Raw genomic sequence first — 20,607 nt, forward strand, 5'->3', positions numbered from 1 at the left:
CGATGCCCGTACGCAAGGCGAGAGGGCGGCTGTCCGTCCTGCACACCCCGGTGGGCGGCTGCGCGACGGCGCTGCTGGTCCTCGTGCTCGCGCTGGCGGTCCTCGCGCCGCTGGTCTGGGGCGACCGGGCGTCGGTCGTGGACACCGGCGCCCTCCAGCAGGGGCCGTCGGGTGCGCATCCGCTGGGCACCGACAACCTGGGCCGCGACATCCTCTACCGGGTGCTCGTGGCGAGCAGGCTCTCGGTCGAACTGGCCGTGCTCGCCACGCTGATCGGGGTCGCGATCGGCACGGTCCTGGGCACCGCGCCCACCGTGCTGCCCCGATGGGCGGGGCGCCTGGTGACGTCCACGGTGGGGATCGCGGTGGCCTTCCCCGGGCTGTTGCTCGCCCTGTTCTTCGCGGTCATCCTCGGGGTCGGTGCGAAGGGCGCGGTCCTGGCGATCGGGCTCGCGATGGCGCCGGGTTTCGCGCGGCTCGCGCAGACCCTGGCCGCGTCGGTGTCGGGCCGCGACTTCGTGGCGGCGGCGCGGGTGGCCGGGGCGGGGCGGGCGCGGCTGCTCGTGCGGCACGTCCTGCCCAACATCGCCGAGCCGCTGATCGTGAACGCCACGGTCGGCGCGGGCATGGCGCTGCTCGCCTTCTCCGGGCTCTCCTTCCTCGGGCTCGGCGTCCAGGCACCCGACTACGACTGGGGGCGGCTGCTCGGCGAGGGCCTCAACCAGATCTACGTCAACCCGACGGCGGCGCTCGCGCCGGGCGCCGCCGTCGTGATCGTGGGCCTCGCCTTCAATCTGTTCGGGGAGACCATGGCGGCGGCGGTGGGGGCGCGCGGCCGGCCGCGGTCGACCGGGGCGCCGTACCCGGGGCACGCGCAGGCGCCGCCGATGGACGTCACGGGTGACCCGGTACTCGTCGTGGAGAACCTGCGCGTCGCCTTCCCCGGCACCGGCGGCTGGACGACGCCGGTGCGCGGCGTGAGCTTCACCGTGGGCGCGGGCGAATCGGTGGGTGTGGTCGGTGAGTCGGGATCGGGCAAGAGCCTCACCGCCCTTGCCGTCTCGCAGCTGATCGAGCGGCCCGGCGTGGTCACGGCGGACCGTCTCGAGTTCCTCGGTACGCCGCTGCTCGACACCCCTGAACGGCAGGCGCGGAGGCTGCTGGGTACGTCTCTCGCGATGGTGTTCCAGGACCCGATGACCTCGTTCAATCCGACCCGGCGGATCGGCCGCCAGCTCGCCGAGGTCGCCGAGGAGCACCAGGGCCTCTCGCGCGGCGCGGCGCACGCGCGGGCCGTGGACCGGCTGCGCGCGGTGCGGGTGCCGGCGGCGGCGCGGCGGGCCCGGCAGTACCCGCACGAGTTCTCCGGCGGCATGCGGCAACGGGCCATGATCGGGATGGGGTTGATGGGCGACCCTCGGCTCGTCGTCGCCGACGAGCCGACCACCGCCCTCGACGTGACCGTGCAGCGGCAGGTGCTGCGGCTCCTCACCCGGGTGCGCGAGAGCGACGGGTCGGCGCTCCTCCTGATCAGCCACGACATCACCGTGGTGGCGGGGGCCTGCCAACGCGTCCTCGTCATGTACGCGGGCCGGGTGGTGGAGGACCTGCCCACGTCCGACCTGCGTTCCGCGCCCCGCCACCCGTACACGCGGGCGCTGCTCGCCGCCGTGCCCGCCCTCGACACCGACCGGGACGCGCCGCTCGCGGTGATCCCCGGCCGGCCGCCGGAGCCCGCCGAGGTGCTGTCCGGCTGTGCGTTCGCGCCGCGCTGCCCGTTCGCGGACGAGCGGTGCGCCGGCGCGGACCCGGTTCTCGCGAACGTCGGCGTCGGCGACGCGCACCGGGTCGCCTGCTGGCATCCGCGGGACGGAGCCGTGGCCGCCGTCGACGACGATCTGCCCGTGGTGGAGCTGCCGGAGGTGGCACATGAGTGAGCTGGTCTTCGACGAGGTGCGCGTGCGCTACGGCACCGGGCGCTCGGCCCTGACCGCCGTGGACGGCGTCAGCCTGACAGTGCCGTCCGGCCACGTGGTGGGCCTGGTGGGCGAGTCGGGCTCGGGCAAGTCGACGCTGGCCCGCGCGGCAGTTGGCCTCGCGCCGCTCAGCGGGGGCCGGGTGCTGCTCGACGGGGAGGACGTGAACCGGCGTACCCGCCGTGGACGCCGCCCGCTGCAGATGGTGTTCCAGGACCCGTACTCCTCGCTCGACCCGCGGATGAGCATCGGCGCGTCGATCGCCGAGGCCGTGCCGCGCGGCAGCCGCGACCGGCGCGCCGAGGTGGGCCGGCTGCTCGAACTGGTCGGTCTCGACCCGGACCGGGCGGCGCTGCGGCCCGCCCTGCTCTCCGGTGGGCAGCGTCAACGGGTGGCGCTCGCACGGGCGTTGGCGGGGCAGCCCGAGGTGGTGATCGCCGACGAGGTCACCTCGGCCCTCGACGTGTCCGTGCAGGGCGCGGTACTCAACCTGCTGCGGGACGTGCAGCGCCGGCTGAACCTGTCCATGCTCTTCATCTCGCACAACCTCGCCGTCGTCCGCTACGTCAGTGATCTCGTCGCCGTCATGTATCTCGGCCGCGTCGTGGAGGCGGGCCCCACCGAGCAGGTCCTCGCGGACCCGCAACACCCGTACACCCGCGACCTGTTGGCCGCTGCCCCGTCCTGGCACACTTCGCTGCTGGGGGACGCGGACCGCGAGGTGGCCGACGCCGAACCGAGCGACCCGCACCACCCGCCGAGCGGCTGCCGCTACCATCCGCGCTGCCCGAAGGGGCCCCTGGTGCACGCCGGGCGGACGCTGTGCGTCACGACGGACCCGGCGGACGGCGCGGCGGCGCGCCCGCACCGGGCCGCCTGCCATTTCGCCGGGCCCTCAGCTCCCGCAGACGGGCCACCAGGTTCCCTGGAGCCGAACGGAGTTGACGCATGAGCACCACACTCACCTGACCGGCCCCCTCCGGGACATTCGAGAAAGAGGTACCGCACCGTGACCCGACGCCCGCGGATCGACGACCTGTACGACATCGCGCTGCCCGAGCAGCCCGCGATCTCGCCGGACGGCACCGAGATCGTGTACGTGCTGCGCGGCAGCGACCGGGCCGCCGACCGTGAGGTCCGCTCACTGTGGCGCGTCGCCAGCGCGGGCGACCGGCCGGCCCGCCAACTCACGCGTGGTGACGCCGACTTCGCGCCCGCCTGGTCTCCGGACGGCACCTCCCTCGCGTTCCTACGCGCCAAGGACGGCGGTCCCGCTCAGATATGGCTGCTGCCCGCGGACGGCGGCGAGGCCGAGCGGCTGACGGCGGTGCCGCACGGCGCGGGCGCCCCCGTGTGGAGCCCGGACGGGAGCGCGCTCGCGTTCACCGCCGCTGTCGACCTCGAAGCGACGGACGGCGAGGACCGGGCCGCCCCTGCGCTGCGGGCCGAAGCGCCGGTCGTCACGGACCGGCTCGACTACAAGAGGGACGGCTCGGGCCTGCTGCGCACCCTGCGCAACCACGTCCATGTGCTGGACCTCGCCGGCCGGCGCGTGCGGCAGCTCACCCACGGCGACTGGCACGCGGGCGGACCCAGCTGGTCGCCGGACGGCGCCCGCCTCGCGTTCTGCGCGGCGCGCGACGCCGACGCGGACCTGACGCTGTGCAGCGCGGCGTACGTCGTCGAGGTCGCGCCGCGCCACGCCGAGCCGGTCCTCGTCGGCGCGGCCGACGGCCTCGTATCGGCGGCGAGGTGGACCGCTGACGGGCAGGCGCTGCTCGTCGCCCGCTCCGCGCGGTTCGACGCGGGTCTCACCCGGCTCGTGCGGGTCCCGCTGGACGGCGGCGCGAGCACCGACCTCACAGGCGTCCTCGACCGCAGCCTGATGCCCGGCGGCCCCGGCTACCCGGGCGGGCTGCCGCAGCTCACCGACGACGGGCGCGGGGTGCTCTGCTGCCTGCGCGACCGCGGGCACACGCACCTGTACGCCGTCGACCTGACGGGCGGCGCGCCGCGCCTGCTCGTCGGGGGCGGATCGCAGCAGATATCGGGTCTGTCGGCGGGCGGCGGGCGCGCGGCGATCGTCCTCGCCACCGCCACCTCGTACGGGGAGATAGCCGTCGTCGACCCGGCGTCGGGCGAGGTGACGGTCCGCACCGCGCACGGCGCCGGCGAGGCCGTGCCGTTCGTGCGCGAGGAGCGGGAGTTCACCGTCTCCGACGGGACCGTCGTGCACGGCTGGCTGATGCGCGACCCGGCACGGCAGGGCGCGGGGCCGCTGCTCCTCGACATCCACGGCGGCCCGCACAACGCGTGGCACGGGGCGCTCGACCCCGTGCGCCTGTACCAGCAGGAGCTCGTGGCGCGCGGCTGGAGCGTGCTGCTCCTCAATCCGCGCGGCAGCGACGGGTACGGCGAGGAGTTCCTCACCGCCGTCGTCGGTGGCTGGGGGACGGCGGACGCGGCCGACTTCACCGAGCCGCTCGACCAGCTGGTCGCGGAGGGCGTCGCCGACCCGCGCCGCCTCGCGGTCACCGGCTACAGCTACGGCGGGTTCATGACCTGCTGTCTGACCGGCCGCGACGACCGGTTCGCGGCGGCCGTCGCGGGCGGTGTGGTCAGCGACCTGACCAGCATGGCGGGCACGTCGGACGCCGGACGGGAACTCGCCGTCGCCGAACTCGGCGGCATGCCCTGGGAGATCCCCGGGCGCTACGCCGAGTGGTCGCCGCTGAGCCGCGTCGGCCAGGTGCGCACACCGACCCTGATCGCGCAGGGCGACAGCGACGAACGCTGCCCGGTCGGTCAGGCCGAGCAGTGGTTCCAGGCGCTGCGCTCGCGCGGCGTCCCGGCCCGGCTCGTGCTGTACCCGGGCGGTACGCACCTGCTCCAGCTTCAGGGGCGGCCCTCGCACCGCGTCGACTACGGGCGGCGCGTCGTGGACTGGGTCGAGGAGTACGCCGGTGCGCCGGGGCGCCCGCGCAAGGTGGCCCTGGACACGGCGCACTGGCAGCGGCGCCTGGCACAGCTCGCCGCCCGGCACCGGGTGCCGGGCGCGACGCTCGGCGTCCTGCGGCTCGGCACCGACGGCGCGGGCGACGACACGCTCCTCGCGGGGCACGGGGTGCTGAACGCGGCGACCGGCGTGGCCACCACCGACGACTCCCTGTTCCAGATCGGGTCGATCACGAAGGTGTGGACGGCGACCGTGGTCCTGCAACTCGTCGACGAGGGCGTCATCGACCTGGCCGCACCGGTCGTCGACGTCCTGCCCGACCTGCGCCTCTCGGACCCGGATGTGACGAAGCAGGTCACCCTGCGGCAGCTGCTGACGCACACGAGCGGTATCGACGGGGACGTCTTCACGGACACCGGGCGCGGCGACGACTGCCTGGAGCGGTACGTCGCCCGGCTCGAAGAGGCCGGGCAGAACCATCCGCCGGGCGCCACGTTCTCGTACTGCAACTCGGGGTTCAGCCTCCTCGGCCGGATCATCGAGAAGGTCACGGGGAAGACGTGGGACCAGGCGCTGCGCGAACGGCTGATCACCCCGCTCGGCCTGTCCCGCGCGGTGACGCTGCCGGAGGAGGCGTTGCTGCACCGGGCCGCCGTGGGGCATGTCGCCGAGGGCGACGCCGAGCCCGCTCCGGCGCCGGTGTGGGGGCTGCCCCGCTCCGCCGGGCCCGCCGGTCTGGTCACCGCGGCCGCCGCCGACGTGCTCGGTTTCGCCCGGCTGCACCTGACCGGCGGCCTCGCGCCCGACGGCACCCGCGTACTGAGCGAGGCATCCGCCGCCGCGATGGCCGCACACCAGGCGGACCTGCCCGACCGGCACACGCTGGGCGACTCGTGGGGGCTCGGCTGGATGCGGTTCGACTGGGACGGGCATCGGCTGATCGGCCACGACGGCAACACGATCGGCCAGTCGGCGTTCCTGCGGCTGCTGCCCGAGCAGGGGATCGCGGTCACCCTGCTCACGAACGGGGGGAAGGCGGGCGACCTGTACGAGGACCTTTTCGCGGAGATCTTCGCGGAGGTCGCCGGGGTCGCCGTGCCGCCGCGCCTCGCCCCGGCCGCCGAGCCGCCGGCCGTCGACGCGGCACGGCACCTGGGCGTCTACGAGCGGTCCGGCGCGCACATCGAGATCGCCGACACCGAGGGCGGGTTGAAGCTGACGCACACCGTCACCGGTCCGCTGGCCAGCCTCACCCCGACCCCGACCCAGGAGTTCGACCTCGTACCGATCGAGGACGATCTGTACGTCTGCCGGGAGGCGGGCACACGGACCTGGACGCCGGTGACGTTCTACACCCTGTCCACCGGTGAGCCGTACGTCCACTTCGGCGGCCGGGCCAACCCCAAGGTCGGCTGACGTGGACGTGCGGACCTTCGAGGGTGGAGCAGTCGGCGCGGACGAGCCGGAGCGCTCCTTCTCGTCCGCGCACACCACGACCTGCGCACCCACGGCGAAGAAGATGACACCTGTGATTGATCTTTCCAGTCCTTCCCATCCGCCCGCCGGCCTGGTCGACGGCGCCGTGGCCGCGGCGGCCGCCGCCGCCCGCACCGCAGAGGTGAGCGTGCGCCAACTGGAGGCACTGCCCGACCTCGTGGCGGTGCAGCGGCTGTACGAGTCGATCTGGCAGCCCGACGGCAAGACGCCACCGGTGACGACAGAACTGCTGCGGGCCCTGTCCAAGGCGGGCAGTTACGTCGGCGGCGCCTTCGACGGTGACGAACTCGTCGGCGCCTGCGTCGGGTTCTTCTCGCCGCCCGCGCACGAGGCGCTGCACAGCCACATCGCGGGGGTGGCGGCCCGGATGCGGGGACGCAGCGTCGGCTACGCCCTCAAAGTGCACCAGCGGGCCTGGTCGTTGCAGCGCGGAGTGGCGTCGATCTCCTGGACGTTCGATCCGCTGGTACGCCGCAACGCCTACTTCAACCTGGGCAAACTCGCCGCCGCACCCCTTGAGTACCTGGCGAACTTCTACGGCCCGATGAACGACGGGATCAACGGCTCGGACGACACCGACCGGCTGCTGGTCGGCTGGCTGCTCGACGCACCCGAGGTCACGGCGGCGTGCTCCGGCGGGCCCACGCCTGCCCTGCGGGCCGCGGACCTGCCCGGCGCCGTCGTCGGCCTCGGTGTCTCGCCGCAGGGCCGTCCGGTGCGCGGCTCCACCGACGGGCCCATCGTCCTGGTCGCGGTGCCCGAGGACATCGAGGCCCTGCGCGCCCAGGACCCGGGGTGCGCCGCCGAGTGGCGGCGCGCGCTGCGCGAGACGCTCGTCGGGCTGCTCGCCGATGGCGCCCGCATCGCCGGGTTCGACCGGTCGGGCTGGTACGTCGTCGACACCTCCCCGGGCTCCGGGGCTCACGAGAGGAAGGCCGCCAAGTGAAGCTCAGCGGAGTGGAGTTGCGCCGGATCCGGATGCCGCTGGTGGCGCCTTTCCGCACGTCGTTCGGCACCCAGACCGTGCGCGAGACGCTGCTGCTGCGCGTCGAGAGCGCCGACGGCGAGGGCTGGGGCGAGTGCGTCGCGATGAGCGATCCGCTGTACTCGCCGGAGTACGTCGACGGCTGCGCGGACGTGCTGCGCCGCTTCCTCGTCCCCGCGCTGACCCGCCGCGACCGGCTCGACGCGACCCTCGTCGCCCCCGCCCTCGCCCCGTTCAAGGGGCACCTGATGGCCAAGGCCGCCCTCGAAATGGCGTTCCTGGACGCGGAGTTGCGCGAGCGGGGCGTCCCGCTCGCCCGCGAGCTGGGCGCCGTCCACGAGCGCGTCCCGTGCGGGGTCTCCGTCGGGATCATGGACTCGGTGCCGGAACTCCTCGACGCGGTCGCCGGATACCTGGACGCGGGGTACGCGCGGATCAAGCTGAAGATCGAGCCGGGCTGGGACGTGGCCCCGGTGCGGGCCGTGCGGGAGCGGTTCGGTGACGACGTGCTGCTCCAGGTCGACGCCAACACCGCGTACACGCTCGCCGATGCCCGCCACCTCGCCCGGCTCGACCCGTTCGATCTGCTCCTCGTCGAACAGCCGCTGCCCGAGGACGACATCCGCGGCCATGCGGAGCTGGCCCGGCAGATTCGTACGCCGATCTGCCTCGACGAGTCGATCACCTCGGCCCGCTCGGCCGCCGACGCGATCGCGCTCGGGGCCACCAGCGTCGTCAATGTGAAGCCCGGCCGGGTCGGCGGCTACCTGGAGGCCCGCCGCATCCACGACGTGTGCGTGGCGCACGGAGTGCCCGTGTGGTGCGGCGGCATGCTGGAGACCGGCCTCGGCCGGGCCGCGAACGTGGCCCTCGCGGCGCTCCCCGGGTTCACGCTGCCCGGCGACACCTCGGCGTCCGACCGCTACTACCGCACCGACATCACGGCGCCGTTCACACTGGCGGACGGCCATCTGACGGTGCCGACCGGGCCAGGGCTCGGCGTCGAGCCGCTGCCCGACGCGCTCGCCGAGGTGACCGTGGACACGGAGTGGGTCGCGGCGTAGGACACGAGGCAGGGCCGAGGAGCATGCGCCAGCGCCCTGTCGTACGCGACGAACGGCGCTTAGGATCTCGGCGCATACGACGAACTCGGGCCCGGTTCGCGTCCATACGGTAGGAAGCGTGCTCATCCCGGTGAACGCCCATCCTCGAGCCAGTCTCCGGCGCGTCCTGGACGATCTCGGCTCCACCCTCCTCGACCTCGTCCTCGGTGACCCCGACCGCGCGGACGACATCGGCGGGGTCGTCATCCACGACCCCCTGGACGAACCGGTGCCGCCGCGCCAGGCCCTCGTCCTCGGCGTCGCCGTGCACACCCCCGCGCAGATCGCCGAGCTGCTCGACGCACTGGGCAAGCACGGTGCGGCGGGCCTCGTGGTGCGCTCCCCCGTGGCCGTCGACGCGGGCGTCACCGAGGCGGTCGCCCGGTCCGGCGTGGCGCTGCTCGGGCTGACCCGGGGCGCGACCTGGGCACAACTGGCGGCCATGGTGCGCTCGCTCATCGCCGAGGGCGACATCGGCGAGCCGGGCCAGGAGACGCTGGGCGGGGTGCCGTCCGGCGATCTGTTCGCGCTGGCCAACGCGATCGCGGCGCTCCTCGACGCGCCGGTCACCATCGAGGACCGCAGCTGGCGGGTGCTCGCCTTCTCCGGGCGCCAGGACGAGGCCGACCCGTTCCGGGTGGAGACGATCCTCGGCCGCCAGGTACCGGAGCGGTTCACCCGGAGCATGGAGGAGCGCGGCGTCTTCCAGGACCTGTACCGCAACGACCGTGCGGTGTACGTGGACCCTCTGGTCGATGCCGCGGCCGATGCCGGTGCCGCCGCCACCGACGCTGTGGTGAGCCTGCCCCGGGTGGCGCTCGCGGTGCGCGCGGGCGACGAGATCCTCGGCTCGATCTGGGCTGCGGTGCGGGGCCCGCTCAGCGCGGAGCGCGACCGCGCCCTCGGCGACGCGGCCAAGCTGGTGGCGCTGCATCTGCTGCGGCAGCGGGCCGGCGCCGACGTGGAACGGCGGCTGCGCGCGGATCTCGTCGGCACCGCGCTCGAAGGGGGCCCCGGAGTCGCCGAGGCGGTGGCCAGGCTCGGCCTCGCCGAACAGCCGGGCGTGGTGCTCGCCCTCGCCCTGGCCGAGCGCCCCGGCGAGGACGACTCCGCGGCGTGGCACGCCCGGTACGTCGGGGAGCGGCAGCGCATCGCGGACGCGTTCGCGATGCATCTCAGCGCCGTGCATCCCCGTTCGGCGGCCGCGCTGGTCGGGGACGTCGTCTACGGCGTCGTGCCGGTGCCCGCGGACCAGGCGGACGCCGAGGAACGCGCGGCCAGGGTGGCGGCCGAGTTCCTGGCCCGCGTCGGCGACCGGCACCTGCTCCTCGCCGGCGTGGGGCCCGTCGCGCGGGACGTCGCCGCGCTCCCGCTCTCCCGCGCCTGCGCCGACCGGGCGCTACGGGTCCTGCGGGCCGGGCCGGGCGCCGGCCCTGTCGCGCGCCTCTCCGACGTACTGGTCGACTCGCTGCTGCTCGAACTCTCCGACCTGATCGCGGAACGCGGCGATCCGCCGTCGGGCCCGGTGGCCAGGATCGTCGCCTACGACGCGGCGCACCACACCCGTCTGGTGGAGACGCTCGGCGCGTGGCTCGACGCGTTCGGCGACGTCGTGACCGCCTCCGCAGCCGTGCACGTCCACCCCAACACCTTCCGCTACCGGCTGCGGCGCCTCGCGGAGGTCGGCGGCCTCGACCTCACCGATGCCGACGCCCGGTTCGCGGCGATGCTCCAACTCCGGTTGTGGCCGCGGCTCTGACCGCTTTTCGTCGCGGCCGATGGATCGTGGATGCCCGGCTCGTGCGCGCGGACGAAGCCTGGTGACCGTACTCCTCCTAGCCTCTGTGGCCATCGACCACACGAACCCGCGGGAGACACGGATGAGTTCAGCGCGCAGAGCGACAGCGGCCGTCGGCGTCGCCGTCCTGGGGCTCGCCGGGTGCGGCGGGGCGCAGGGCGGCGGCACGTCGACCGCGGGGGCCCCGGTCGACGGCAAGACGTTCACCATGGCACTCCCCTCCGACCCGGGCACCCTGGACCCGGCCATGACCGTCCTGTCGAGCGCCACCCAGCTCGACCGGTTCCTCTACGACCCGCTGATCAACCTCGACAGGAGCGGCGGCGCCACGGCGGGGCTCGCCGAGAAGTGGCAGGCCGACACCACGACCGCCCGCTTCACGCTGCGTCGGGGCATCACCTGCGCGGACGGCTCACCGCTGACCGCGAAGGACGTCGCCGCGAACATCGACTTCGTAGGGAACGTGAAGAACAAGTCACCGCTCGCCGGGCTGTACGTCAGCCCGGGGACCACGGCGCGGGCCGACGAGAGCACGCGAGAGATCCGGGTGACGTCGAAGACGCCGGACGCCTTCCTGCTGCGCAACGTGGGCGGGCTGCCGATCGCCTGCGGCAAAGGGCTCGCCGACCGCGCCTCGCTGGCCAAGGGGCGGCACGGCACCGGCATGTTCACCCTCACCGAGTCCGTGCGGAACGACCACTACACGCTGACCCGGCGCAAGGACTACGCATGGGGCCCCGGCGCGTGGAAGAAGGAGGTGCAGGGGCTGCCCGACAAGGTCCGGGTGCGGATCATCGCGAACGAGACGACCTCGGCGAACCTGCTGCTGTCCGGCGAGCTCAACGCGGCGCAAGTGGTCGGCCCCGACCGGCAACGCCTCACCGCCAGGAAGCAGTTCGCCGCCACGTCCGAGACGCCGCTCGGCGAAATGTGGTTCAACCAGGAGCCGGGCCGCTCGGGTGCCGACGCCCCGGTGCGCCGCGCACTGGCCCAGGCGCTGAATCTGAGCGAGCTCGGCACGGTCCTCACGAGCGGCACCGGCAAGCCGTCGCGCGGCATGGCGGCCCTCGCGCCGAAGGCCTGTCCGGGCGACTCCGCGTCCGGGGCCCTGCCCGAGCACGATCTGGCGGCGGCCAAGTCGGCACTGGACAAGGCGGGTTGGCGGGTGGGAGCGGACGGCGTCCGGGCCAGGAACGGCAAGCGCCTCACCCTCACCTTCGGCTACGCCACGTCCATCGGGACGACGGCGGCCGCGGGCGCCGAGCTCGTCCAGAAGGCGTGGCAGAGCGTCGGGGCGAAGGTGACGCTGAAGGGCGTCGACAACGCGGGCATCAGCCAGATCCTGTCCGGCGCGGGCTCCTGGGACGCGCTGCTGCTCCCGGTGGCCGTGGGGCTGCCGTCGCAGATCAGGCCGTTCGTCTCGGGTCCCACGCCGCCCGACGGTACGAACTTCTCGGGCATCGCCAACAAGAAGTACGAGTCCCTGGCCGACAAGGCCGGGCGGCTGACCGGCTCCGCGGGCTGCGCGGCGTGGCGCGACGCCGAGGCCGCGCTCGTCGGGAACGTGGACGTCGTGCCGTTCGTCGACGCGGTGATCCCGGTGTTCGGGTCCGCGGCCCGCTTCCAGCTGAGCCTGGCGAGCATCACACCGTCGACGATCCGGATGTACGGCTGAGATACGGAGGTACGGCTGAGATACGGAGGTACGGCTGAACGCCGAAGCGGCCCCGGCCGGAGCCGGGGCCGCTTCAGTCGTTTCTCAGTGCTCCTTGACGGACTCGACCGCGTGGCCGCCGAACTGGTTGCGCAGCGCGGCGATCATCTTCATCTGCGGCGAGTCGTCCTGGCGGGACGCGAAGCGCGCGAAGAGGGAGGCCGTGATCGCGGGCAGCGGCACGGAGTGGTCGATGGCCGCCTCGACGGTCCAGCGGCCCTCGCCGGAGTCGGCGGCGAAGCCGCGCAGCTTGCCGAGGTGCTCGTCGTCGTCCAGGGCGTTGACGGCCAGGTCGAGCAGCCAGGAACGGATGACCGTGCCCTCCTGCCACGAGCGGAAGACCTCGCGCACGTCGGTCACCGAGTCGGCGGCCTCCAGCAGCTCCCAGCCCTCGGCGTAGGCCTGCATCATGGCGTACTCGATGCCGTTGTGGACCATCTTGGAGAAGTGGCCCGCGCCGACCTTGCCCGCGTGGACGTAGCCGAAGTCGCCTTCGGGCTTGAGGGCGTCGAAGACCGGCTTGACCTTGGCGACGTTCTCGTCGGTGCCGCCGACCATCAGGGCGTAACCGTTCTCCAGGCCCCAGACGCCGCCGGAGACACCGGCGTCGACGAAGCCGATGCCCTTGATGCCCAGCTCCGTGGCGTGCTTCTCGTCGTCGGTCCAGCGGGAGTTGCCGCCGTCGACGACGATGTCGCCCTCGGAGAGCAGCTCCTTGAGCTCGTCGACGGTCGACTGGGTGGCGGCGCCCGCGGGGACCATCACCCAGACCACGCGCGGGCCTTCGAGCTTCTCGACGAGCTCGGCGAGCGAGGCGACGTCGGAGACCTCGGGGTTGCGGTCGTAGCCGATGACGGTGTGGCCGGCGCGGCGGATGCGCTCGCGCATGTTGCCGCCCATTTTGCCGAGACCAATAAGACCGAGCTGCATATCAGTTCACTTACCTTCGGTGGTGCGGCCGCGCAGGGCGCGGTAGGTGGTGACCAGGGACTGGGTGGAGGCGTCGAGGCCGGGGACCTCCGCGCCTTCGGTGAGGGCGGGTTCGACGCGCTTGGCAAGGACCTTGCCGAGCTCGACGCCCCACTGGTCGAACGAGTCGATGTTCCAGATCGCGCCCTGGACGAAGACCTTCTGCTCGTAGAGGGCGATGAGCTGGCCGAGGACCGACGGGGTCAGCTCGGTGGCGAGGATGGTCGTCGTGGGGTGGTTGCCCTTGAACGTGCGGTGGGCGACCTGCTCGTCGGCGGTGCCCTCGGCGCGCACCTCGTCGGCGGTCTTGCCGAAGGCGAGAGCCTGGCCTTGCGCGAACAGGTTGGCCATCAACAGGTCGTGCTGGCCCGCCAGTTCACCGAGCTCCTCGACCGGCTTGGCGAAGCCGATCAGGTCCGCCGGGATCAACTTCGTGCCCTGGTGGATGAGTTGGTAGTAGGCGTGCTGGCCGTTGGTGCCGGGCGTGCCCCAGACGACCGGGCCCGTCTGCCACTCCACCGGGCGGCCCTGGCGGTCCACGGACTTGCCGTTGGACTCCATGTCGAGCTGCTGGAGGTACGCGGTGAACTTGGAGAGGTAGTGCGAGTACGGCAGCACCGCGTGCGACTGGGCGCCGTGGAAGTTGCCGTACCAGACGCCCAACAGGCTGAGCAGCAGCGGCGCGTTGGCCTCGGCGGGGGCCGTGCGGAAGTGCTCGTCGACGAGGTGGAAGCCGTCGAGGAGGTCACGGAACGCGGCCGGTCCTACGGCGATCATCAGGGACAGGCCGATGGCCGAGTCGAAGGAGTAGCGGCCGCCGACCCAGTCCCAGAACTCGAACATGTTGGCCGTGTCGATGCCGAAGTCGGAGACCTTCTCGGCGTTCGTGGACAGCGCCACGAAGTGCTTCGCGACGGCGGCGTCGTCACCGAGTGTCGCCAGCAGCCAGCTGCGGGCCGCCGTGGCGTTGGTGATCGTCTCGATCGTGGTGAACGTCTTCGAGGCGACGATGAACAGCGTCTCGGCCGGGTCGAGGTCGCGGACGGCCTCGTGCAGGTCGGCGCCGTCGACGTTCGACACGAAGCGGAACGTCAACTCCCGTGCGGTGTACGGGCGCAGCGCCTCGTAGGCCATCGCGGGGCCGAGGTCGGAGCCGCCGATGCCGATGTTGACGACGTTCTTGATGCGCTTGCCGGTGTGGCCGGTCCACGCGCCGGAGCGGACCTTGTCGGCGAAGGCGGCCATCTTGTCGAGGACGGCGTGCACCTTCGGTACGACGTTCTCGCCGTCCACCTCGATGACGGCGCCGGCCGGGGCGCGCAGCGCGGTGTGCAGCACGGCGCGGTCCTCGGTCGTGTTGATCTTCTCGCCGCGGAACATGGCGTCGCGCTGCCCGAACACGTCGGTGGCGGTGGCCAGTTCCTGGAGCAGGGCGAGCGTCTCGTCCGTGACCAGGTGCTTGGAGTAGTCGATGTGCAGGTCGCCGACCTGGACGGTGTACCGCCCGGCGCGGCCCGGGTCGGTGGCGAACAGCTCACGCAGGTGCGTGCCGTTGAACTTCGCGCGGTGGTCCTCCAGGGCGGTCCACTGCGGGCGGCGCGTCAACAGGGGGGTGGTGTCAGGCATCTTCAGCGGACTCCTTGGAAGCCTTCGCGGTCTTCGTGGGCTGCGCGGTCTTACCGGCCTTCGCGGGCTGCGCTGCCTTGGTGGGCTGCGCGGCCTGCTTGCCGGAAGGGCTCGCGACGTCCCCGTGCAGGGCGACGGCGTACATCTCGTCGGCGTCGAGGCGGCGGAGCTCCTCGGCGATCAGCTCGGCGGTCGAGCGGACCTTCAGGGCGAGGGTGCGCTGGGGCTGGCCGGGCAGGGACAGGGTGGCGAGCGGGCCGTCGGGGCGGTCGATCCGGATCTCGCCGTTCGCCGTGCCGAGGCGCACCGCGGTGACGACGGGGCCGTCCGTGGTGACGCGCTCGACCGGGACCCCGAGGCGGGTGCCGAGCCAGCGGGCGAGCAGTTCGGCGCTGGGGTTCTCGGCCTCGGCCTCGACGGCCGCGGAGACGATGTCGGCGCGGGCCTGGTCGAGGGCGGCGGCCAGCATGGAGCGCCACGGCGTGAGCCGGGTCCAGGCCAGGTCGGTGTCGCCCGGCGCGTAGGAAGCGGCACGCCGGTCGAGGGCGTCCAGCGGGTCCTCGTCGGCGTACAGGTCGGTGATCCGGCGGGCGGCGAGCGCGCCCAGCGGGTCCTTGGCCGGCTCGTCCGGCGCGTCCACCGGCCACCACACGACCACCGGGGCGTCGGGCAGCAGCAGCGGCAGGACGACCGAGTCGGCGTGCTTGCTGACCTCGCCGTACATGCGCAGGATCACGGTCTCGCCGGTGCCCGCGTCGGAGCCGACCCTGACCTCCGCGTCGAGGCGGTTGCCCTGCCGGTCGCGCGGGGTGCGGGCGGTGCGCCGGATGACGACGAGGGTGCGCGAGGGGTGCTCGCGGGACGCCTCCTCTGCGGCCTTGATCGAGTCGTACGCGTTCTCCTCGTCGGTGACGATCACCATCGTGAGGACCATGCCCACGGCCGGCGTGCCGATGGCGCGGCGCCCTTCGACGAGCGCCTTGTTGACCTTGCTTGCCGTGGTGTCGGTCAGATCGATCTTCATGGCCTGCGCCAGCTCCGTCCGTCTCGTGCGAGCATCTCGTCCGCTTCCTTCGGGCCCCAGCTTCCCGAGGCGTACCGGGCGGGCTTGCCGTGCTCGTCCCAGTGCTCCTCGATGGGGTCGAGGATGCGCCAGGACTCCTCGACCTCCTCCGTGCGCGGGAAGAGGTTGGCGTCACCCAGCAGGACGTCCAGGATGAGCCGTTCGTACGCTTCCGGGCTGGACTCCGTGAACGACTCGCCGTACGCGAAGTCCATGGACACGTCCCTGATCTCCATCGAGGTACCCGGGACCTTCGATCCGAAGCGTACGGTCATGCCCTCATCGGGCTGAACGCGGATGACGATCGCGTTCTGGCCGAGTTCTTCGGTGGCCGTGGAATCGAACGGGGAGTGCGGGGCGCGCTGGAAGACGACGGCGATCTCGGTGACGCGGCGGCCCAGGCGCTTGCCCGTGCGCAGGTAGAACGGGACACCGGCCCAGCGCCGGTTGTCGATCTCCAGCTTCACGGCGGCGTAGGTGTCGGTCTTCGACGCGGGGTCGATGCCGTCTTCCTGGAGGTAGCCCTTCACCCGCTCGCCGCCCTGCCAGCCCGCGGCGTACTGGGCCCGCACGGTGGACTCCGCCGGGTCGGCGGGGAGCCGTACGGACTTCAGGACCTTGAGCTTCTCCGTGACGAGCGCCTCGGCGTCGAACGCGGCCGGCTCCTCCATCGCGGTGAGGGCGAGCAGCTGGAGCAGGTGGTTCTGGATGACGTCGCGGGCTGCGCCGATGCCGTCGTAGTAACCGGCGCGGCCGCCGATGCCGATGTCCTCGGCCATCGTGATCTGGATGTGGTCGACGTACGACCGGTTCCAGATGGGCTCGTACATCTGGTTGGCGAAGCGCAGGGCCAGGATGTTCTGGACGGTCTCCTTGCCGAGGTAGTGGTCGATCCGGAACACCTGGTCCGGGGCGAACACCTCGTGCACGATCGCGTTCAGGTCCTTGGCCGACTCCGTGTCGCGGCCGAAGGGCTTCTCGATGACGGCGCGCCGCCAGGAGCCCTCGGGGGCGTCGGCGAGGCCGTGCTTCTTGAGCTGCTGGACGACCTTGGGGAAGAACTTCGGCGGCACCGAGAGGTAGAAGGCGTAGTTGCCGCTCGTGCCGCGCTTCTCGTCCAGCTCGTCGACGGCGTCCCGCAGCTGCTTGAACGCGGTGTCGTCGTCGAAGTCGCCCGGGATGAAGCGCATGCCCTCGGCGAGCTGGGCCCAGACCTCTTCACGGAAGGGGGTACGGGCGTGCTCGCGCACCGAGTCGTGGACGACCTGGGCGAAGTCCTGGTCCTCCCACTCGCGGCGGGCGAACCCGAGGAGCGAGAAGCCCGGCGGGAGCAGCCCGCGGTTGGCCAGGTCGTAGACGGCCGGCATCAGCTTCTTGCGGGACAGGTCGCCGGTGACGCCGAAGATGACGAGCCCGGAGGGGCCCGCGACGCGCGGCAGACGCCGGTCGCGCGGGTCCCTCAGCGGGTTCTGCCAAGCGGTGACGCTCACTTGGCGGCACCGTCCTTGCCGGCGAGGCGGCCGGCCACCGTGCCGAGCAGGTCGTTCCAGGCGGCCTCGAACTTGGCGACGGCCTCGTCCTCGAGCTGCTGGACGACCTCGTCGTAGGAGATGCCGAGCTTCTCGACGGCGGCGATCTCGGCGCGCGAGGCGTCGTAGGTGCCGGTGACGGCGTCGCCGTGGATGTCGCCGTGGTCGGCGGTGGCCTTCAGGGTGGCCTCCGGCATGGTGTTGACGGTGCCCGGGGCGGCCAGCTCGTCGACGTACAGGGTGTCCTTGTACGCCGGGTCCTTGACGCCGGTCGAGGCCCACAGGGGGCGCTGCTTGTTGGCGCCGGCGGCCGCCAGCTTGGCGGCGCGCTCACCGGCGAAGACCTGCTCGAAGGCCTCGTAGGCGAGCCGGGCGTTGGCGAGCGCGGCCTTGCCCTTCACCGAGAGGGCCTCGTCCGTGCCGACCTTGTCGAGGCGCTTGTCGATCTCGGCGTCGACGCGCGAGACGAAGAAGGAGGCGACCGAGTGGATGCCGGCGAGGTCGATGCCCCGCTCGTGCGCCTTCTCCAGGCCCGCGAGGTAGGCGTCCATGACGGCCTTGTAGCGGTCGAGGGAGAAGATCAGCGTGACGTTGACGGAGATACCGAGGCCGATGACCTCGGTGATGGCCGGCAGGCCCGCCTGCGTCGCCGGGATCTTGATCATGACGTTGGGGCGGTCGACGAGCCAGGCCAGCTGCTTGGCCTCGGCGATGGTGGCGTCGGTCTCGTGGGCCAGGCGCGGGTCGACCTCGATCGAGACGCGGCCGTCACGGCCCTGCGTCGCGTCGTACACGGGACGCAGGATGTCGGCGGCGGCGCGGACGTCGGCCGTGGTCATCATGCGCACGGCCTCCTCGACGGTGACCTTGCGGACGGCCAGGTCGGCGAGCTGGTCCTCGTAGCCCTCGCCGGAGCCGATGGCGGCCTGGAAGATCGACGGGTTCGTGGTGACGCCCACGACGTGGCTCTTCTCGATGAGCTCGGCGAGGTTGCCGGACTCGATGCGCTTGCGGGACAGGTCGTCCAGCCAGATGGAAACGCCTTCGTCGGAGAGGGCGGCGAGGGGCGCCGTCGAGGGGGTGCCGGTGGCGTTGCTCATGTTCTGCTTCATCTTCTTTCGGTACAGCGTTCTTTACAGCGGTGGGGTGCTCAGGCGCGGGCGGCGGCGAGCGACTCGCGCGCCTGGGCCGCGACGTTCTCGGCGGTGAAGCCGAACTCGCGGAAGAGGATCTTCGCGTCCGCGGAGGCGCCGAAGTGCTCGAGGGAGACGATGCGTCCGGCGTCGCCGACGTAGCGGTACCAGGTCAGGCCGATGCCGGCCTCGACGGCGACGCGGGCCTTCACCGACGGCGGCAGGACGCTGTCCTTGTAGCTCTGGTCCTGCTCCTCGAACCACTCGACGGACGGCATTGACACGACGCGGGTGGCGACGCCCTCCGCCTCCAGCTGCTCCCGGGCACCGACGGCCACGTGCACCTCGGAACCGGTCGCGATCAGGATGACGTCCGGGGTCTCCTTCGAGGCCTCGGCCAGGACGTAACCGCCCTTGGCGGCAAGCTCGTTGGCCTCGTACGTCGGCACGCCCTGCCGGGTCAGCGCCAGGCCGTGCGGGGCAGGCTTGACGGAACCGCGGCGCAGGATCTCGCGCCAGGCGATGACGGTCTCGTTGGCGTCGGCCGGGCGGACCAGGTTGAGGCCCGGGATGGCGCGCAGCGACGCGAGGTGCTCGACGGGCTGGTGGGTCGGGCCGTCCTCGCCGAGTCCGATGGAGTCGTGCGTCCACACGTAGGTAACGGGCAGCTGCATAAGGGCCGACATACGGACGGCGTTGCGCATGTAGTCGGAGAACACGAGGAACGTGCCGCCGTAGACGCGGGTGTTGCCGTGCAGCGCGATGCCGTTCATCTCCGCGGCCATGGAGAACTCGCGGATGCCGAAGTGGACGGTGCGGCCGTACGGGTCCGCCTCGGGCAGCGGGTTGCCCGCGGGGAGGAAGGACGACGTCTTGTCGATGGTGGTGTTGTTCGAGCCCGCGAGGTCGGCGGAGCCACCCCACAGCTCGGGGATGACCGGGCCGAGCGCCTGGAGGACCTTGCCGGACGCGGCGCGCGTGGCGACGCCCGTGCCGGTCTCGAAGGTGGGCAGTGCCTGCTCCCAGCCCTCGGGAAGGCGGCCCGCGACGACGCGGTCGAGCAGCTTCGCGCGCTCCGGGTTGTCGGCACGCCACTCGGCGAGCTGCTTGTCCCAGGCGGCGTGCGCGTCGGCGCCGCGGTCGAGGGCGGCGCGCGTGTGGGCGATCACCTCGTCCTCGACGGCGAAGGACTGCTCGGGGTCGAAGCCGAGGGCGCGCTTGGTCGCGGCGATCTCGTCGGCGCCGAGCGCGGAGCCGTGGGAGGCCTCGGTGTTCTGCGCGCTCGGGGCGGGCCAGGCGATGATCGTCCGCATGGCGATGATCGAGGGGCGGGCGGTCTCGGCCTTGGCGGCGGCGAGCGCCGCGTGCAGGGCCTCGACGTCGACGTCACCGTCGCCGCGCGGCGTGATCCGCTGCACGTGCCAGCCGTAGGCCTCGTAGCGACCGAGGACGTCCTCGGAGAACGCGGTCGCGGTGTCACCCTCGATGGAGATGTGGTTGTCGTCGTAGAGGAAGACGAGGTTGCCCAGCTTCTGGTGCCCGGCGAGCGAGGAGGCCTCGGCGGAGACGCCCTCCTCCAGGTCGCCGTCGGAGACGATGGCCCAGATGGTGTGGTCGAAGGGGCTGGTGCCCTCGGCGGCCTCCGGGTCGAAGAGGCCGCGCTCGTAGCGGGCGGCCATCGCCATGCCCACGGCGTTGGCGAGGCCCTGGCCCAGCGGGCCCGTCGTCGTCTCGACACCGGCGGTGTGGCCGTACTCGGGGTGGCCGGGCGTCTTCGAGCCCTGCGTGCGGAACGCCTTCAGGTCGTCGAGCTCCAGCTCGTAGCCGGAGAGGAAGAGCTGGGTGTAGAGGGTGAGGCTGGTGTGGCCGGGCGAGAGGACGAAGCGGTCGCGGCCGGTCCACTCCGGGTCGGCCGGGTCGTGGCGCATGGCCTTCTGGAAGATCGTGTACGCGGCGGGGGCGAGGCTCATCGCCGTCCCGGGGTGCCCGTTGCCGACCTTCTGCACGGCGTCGGCCGCGAGGAGGCGGGCGGTGTCGACGGCACGCTGGTCGAGTTCGGTCCACTCGAAGGGGCCCTCGAAGGGGTCGAGGGTGGGGTCGAAGCCGTCCGGTGTCCGCGTGCTCATCTGTATTGCTTCCTTCGCATCCGTGGTGCTCGTCACGTGCCACTGGGCACTGGCTCTTTGGGACCAAAGCCCCTGGTCGAACCACCTACGACGTTAAAGGTCATACTTTTTGCTGTGTAGGTGCCCCCGTGC

Annotated in this window: 13 protein-coding genes; 7 read left to right on the forward strand and 6 right to left on the reverse strand. The window is 72.5% G+C overall.

What is annotated here, in order from left to right; genetic code table 11:
* Positions 1 to 2: 2 nt before the first annotated feature.
* The 7 genes from ACIREE_RS10170 to ACIREE_RS10200 all read left to right on the forward strand — a co-directional run bounded on the left by ACIREE_RS10170 (position 3) and on the right by ACIREE_RS10200 (position 11,990).
* The gene (locus ACIREE_RS10170; protein WP_404148993.1) at positions 3 to 1,937 is read left to right on the forward strand and encodes a dipeptide/oligopeptide/nickel ABC transporter permease/ATP-binding protein; all 1,935 of its coding nucleotides are present in this window, start codon (positions 3 to 5) and stop codon (positions 1,935 to 1,937) included.
* Positions 1,930 to 2,928: an ABC transporter ATP-binding protein gene (locus tag ACIREE_RS10175; protein WP_404148996.1), complete on the forward strand. Its 999-nt coding sequence runs from the start codon at positions 1,930 to 1,932 to the stop codon at positions 2,926 to 2,928. The genes ACIREE_RS10170 and ACIREE_RS10175 overlap by 8 nt, the downstream gene beginning before the upstream one ends.
* 57 nt (positions 2,929 to 2,985) lie before the next feature.
* Positions 2,986 to 6,348, forward strand: coding sequence for a serine hydrolase (locus tag ACIREE_RS10180; RefSeq protein WP_404148999.1), 3,363 nt, complete (start codon positions 2,986 to 2,988; stop codon positions 6,346 to 6,348).
* 1 nt (position 6,349) lies between these two features.
* Positions 6,350 to 7,375: a GNAT family N-acetyltransferase gene (locus ACIREE_RS10185; RefSeq protein WP_404149002.1), complete on the forward strand. Its 1,026-nt coding sequence runs from the start codon at positions 6,350 to 6,352 to the stop codon at positions 7,373 to 7,375.
* Positions 7,372 to 8,478: an o-succinylbenzoate synthase gene (gene menC / locus ACIREE_RS10190; RefSeq protein ID WP_404149005.1), complete on the forward strand. Its 1,107-nt coding sequence runs from the start codon at positions 7,372 to 7,374 to the stop codon at positions 8,476 to 8,478. Before ACIREE_RS10185 ends, menC begins: the two co-directional genes overlap by 4 nt.
* A 118-nt stretch (positions 8,479 to 8,596) precedes the next feature.
* Entirely contained in the window at positions 8,597 to 10,276 is a 1,680-nt protein-coding gene (locus ACIREE_RS10195; RefSeq protein WP_404149008.1) for a PucR family transcriptional regulator, read from the forward strand.
* A 121-nt stretch (positions 10,277 to 10,397) separates the two neighbouring features.
* Positions 10,398 to 11,990, forward strand: coding sequence for an ABC transporter substrate-binding protein (locus ACIREE_RS10200; protein ID WP_404149010.1), 1,593 nt, complete (start codon positions 10,398 to 10,400; stop codon positions 11,988 to 11,990).
* A gap of 84 nt (positions 11,991 to 12,074) precedes the next feature.
* Here the strand turns inward: ACIREE_RS10200 and gnd are convergent, their stop codons facing one another.
* From gnd to tkt, 6 genes are read right to left on the reverse strand one after another with little or no spacing between them, the layout of a single operon-like run.
* Complete coding sequence (gnd, locus tag ACIREE_RS10205) at positions 12,075 to 12,959, reverse strand: phosphogluconate dehydrogenase (NAD(+)-dependent, decarboxylating) (protein ID WP_404149013.1); 885 nt, start codon at positions 12,957 to 12,959, stop codon at positions 12,075 to 12,077.
* Positions 12,960 to 12,965: 6 nt separating this feature from the next.
* Complete coding sequence (pgi, locus tag ACIREE_RS10210; protein WP_404149016.1) at positions 12,966 to 14,624, reverse strand: glucose-6-phosphate isomerase; 1,659 nt, start codon at positions 14,622 to 14,624, stop codon at positions 12,966 to 12,968.
* Positions 14,617 to 15,648 carry a glucose-6-phosphate dehydrogenase assembly protein OpcA gene (gene opcA, locus ACIREE_RS10215; protein WP_404149019.1) on the reverse strand — a complete coding sequence of 344 codons (1,032 nt, stop codon included), beginning with the start codon at positions 15,646 to 15,648 and terminating at the stop codon, positions 14,617 to 14,619. The genes pgi and opcA overlap by 8 nt, the downstream gene beginning before the upstream one ends.
* The gene (zwf, locus tag ACIREE_RS10220; RefSeq protein WP_404149022.1) at positions 15,645 to 17,177 is read right to left on the reverse strand and encodes a glucose-6-phosphate dehydrogenase; all 1,533 of its coding nucleotides are present in this window, start codon (positions 17,175 to 17,177) and stop codon (positions 15,645 to 15,647) included. The genes opcA and zwf overlap by 4 nt, the downstream gene beginning before the upstream one ends.
* Positions 17,174 to 18,328: a transaldolase gene (tal, locus tag ACIREE_RS10225; protein WP_404149025.1), complete on the reverse strand. Its 1,155-nt coding sequence runs from the start codon at positions 18,326 to 18,328 to the stop codon at positions 17,174 to 17,176. Before tal ends, zwf begins: the two co-directional genes overlap by 4 nt.
* 38 nt (positions 18,329 to 18,366) lie before the next feature.
* Complete coding sequence (gene tkt, locus ACIREE_RS10230) at positions 18,367 to 20,475, reverse strand: transketolase (RefSeq protein WP_404149028.1); 2,109 nt, start codon at positions 20,473 to 20,475, stop codon at positions 18,367 to 18,369.
* Positions 20,476 to 20,607 lie beyond the last annotated feature (132 nt).

The organism is Streptomyces sp. NPDC102467 (assembly GCF_044765445.1).
Classification (GTDB): Bacteria; Actinomycetota; Actinomycetes; order Streptomycetales; family Streptomycetaceae; genus Streptomyces.

What these genes read in the sequence shown, in the direction of transcription:
- ACIREE_RS10170 (WP_404148993.1), top strand. Translation starts at nt 3, where the DNA reads ATGCCCGTACGCAAGGCGAGAGGGCGGCTGTCCGTCCTGCACACCCCG.
- ACIREE_RS10175 (WP_404148996.1), top strand. Translation starts at nt 1,930, where the DNA reads ATGAGTGAGCTGGTCTTCGACGAGGTGCGCGTGCGCTACGGCACCGGG.
- ACIREE_RS10200 (WP_404149010.1), top strand. Translation starts at nt 10,398, where the DNA reads ATGAGTTCAGCGCGCAGAGCGACAGCGGCCGTCGGCGTCGCCGTCCTG.
- gnd (WP_404149013.1), bottom strand. Translation starts at nt 12,959, where the DNA reads ATGCAGCTCGGTCTTATTGGTCTCGGCAAAATGGGCGGCAACATGCGC.
- pgi (WP_404149016.1), bottom strand. Translation starts at nt 14,624, where the DNA reads ATGCCTGACACCACCCCCCTGTTGACGCGCCGCCCGCAGTGGACCGCC.
- opcA (WP_404149019.1), bottom strand. Translation starts at nt 15,648, where the DNA reads ATGAAGATCGATCTGACCGACACCACGGCAAGCAAGGTCAACAAGGCG.
- tal (WP_404149025.1), bottom strand. Translation starts at nt 18,328, where the DNA reads ATGAAGCAGAACATGAGCAACGCCACCGGCACCCCCTCGACGGCGCCC.
- tkt (WP_404149028.1), bottom strand. Translation starts at nt 20,475, where the DNA reads ATGAGCACGCGGACACCGGACGGCTTCGACCCCACCCTCGACCCCTTC.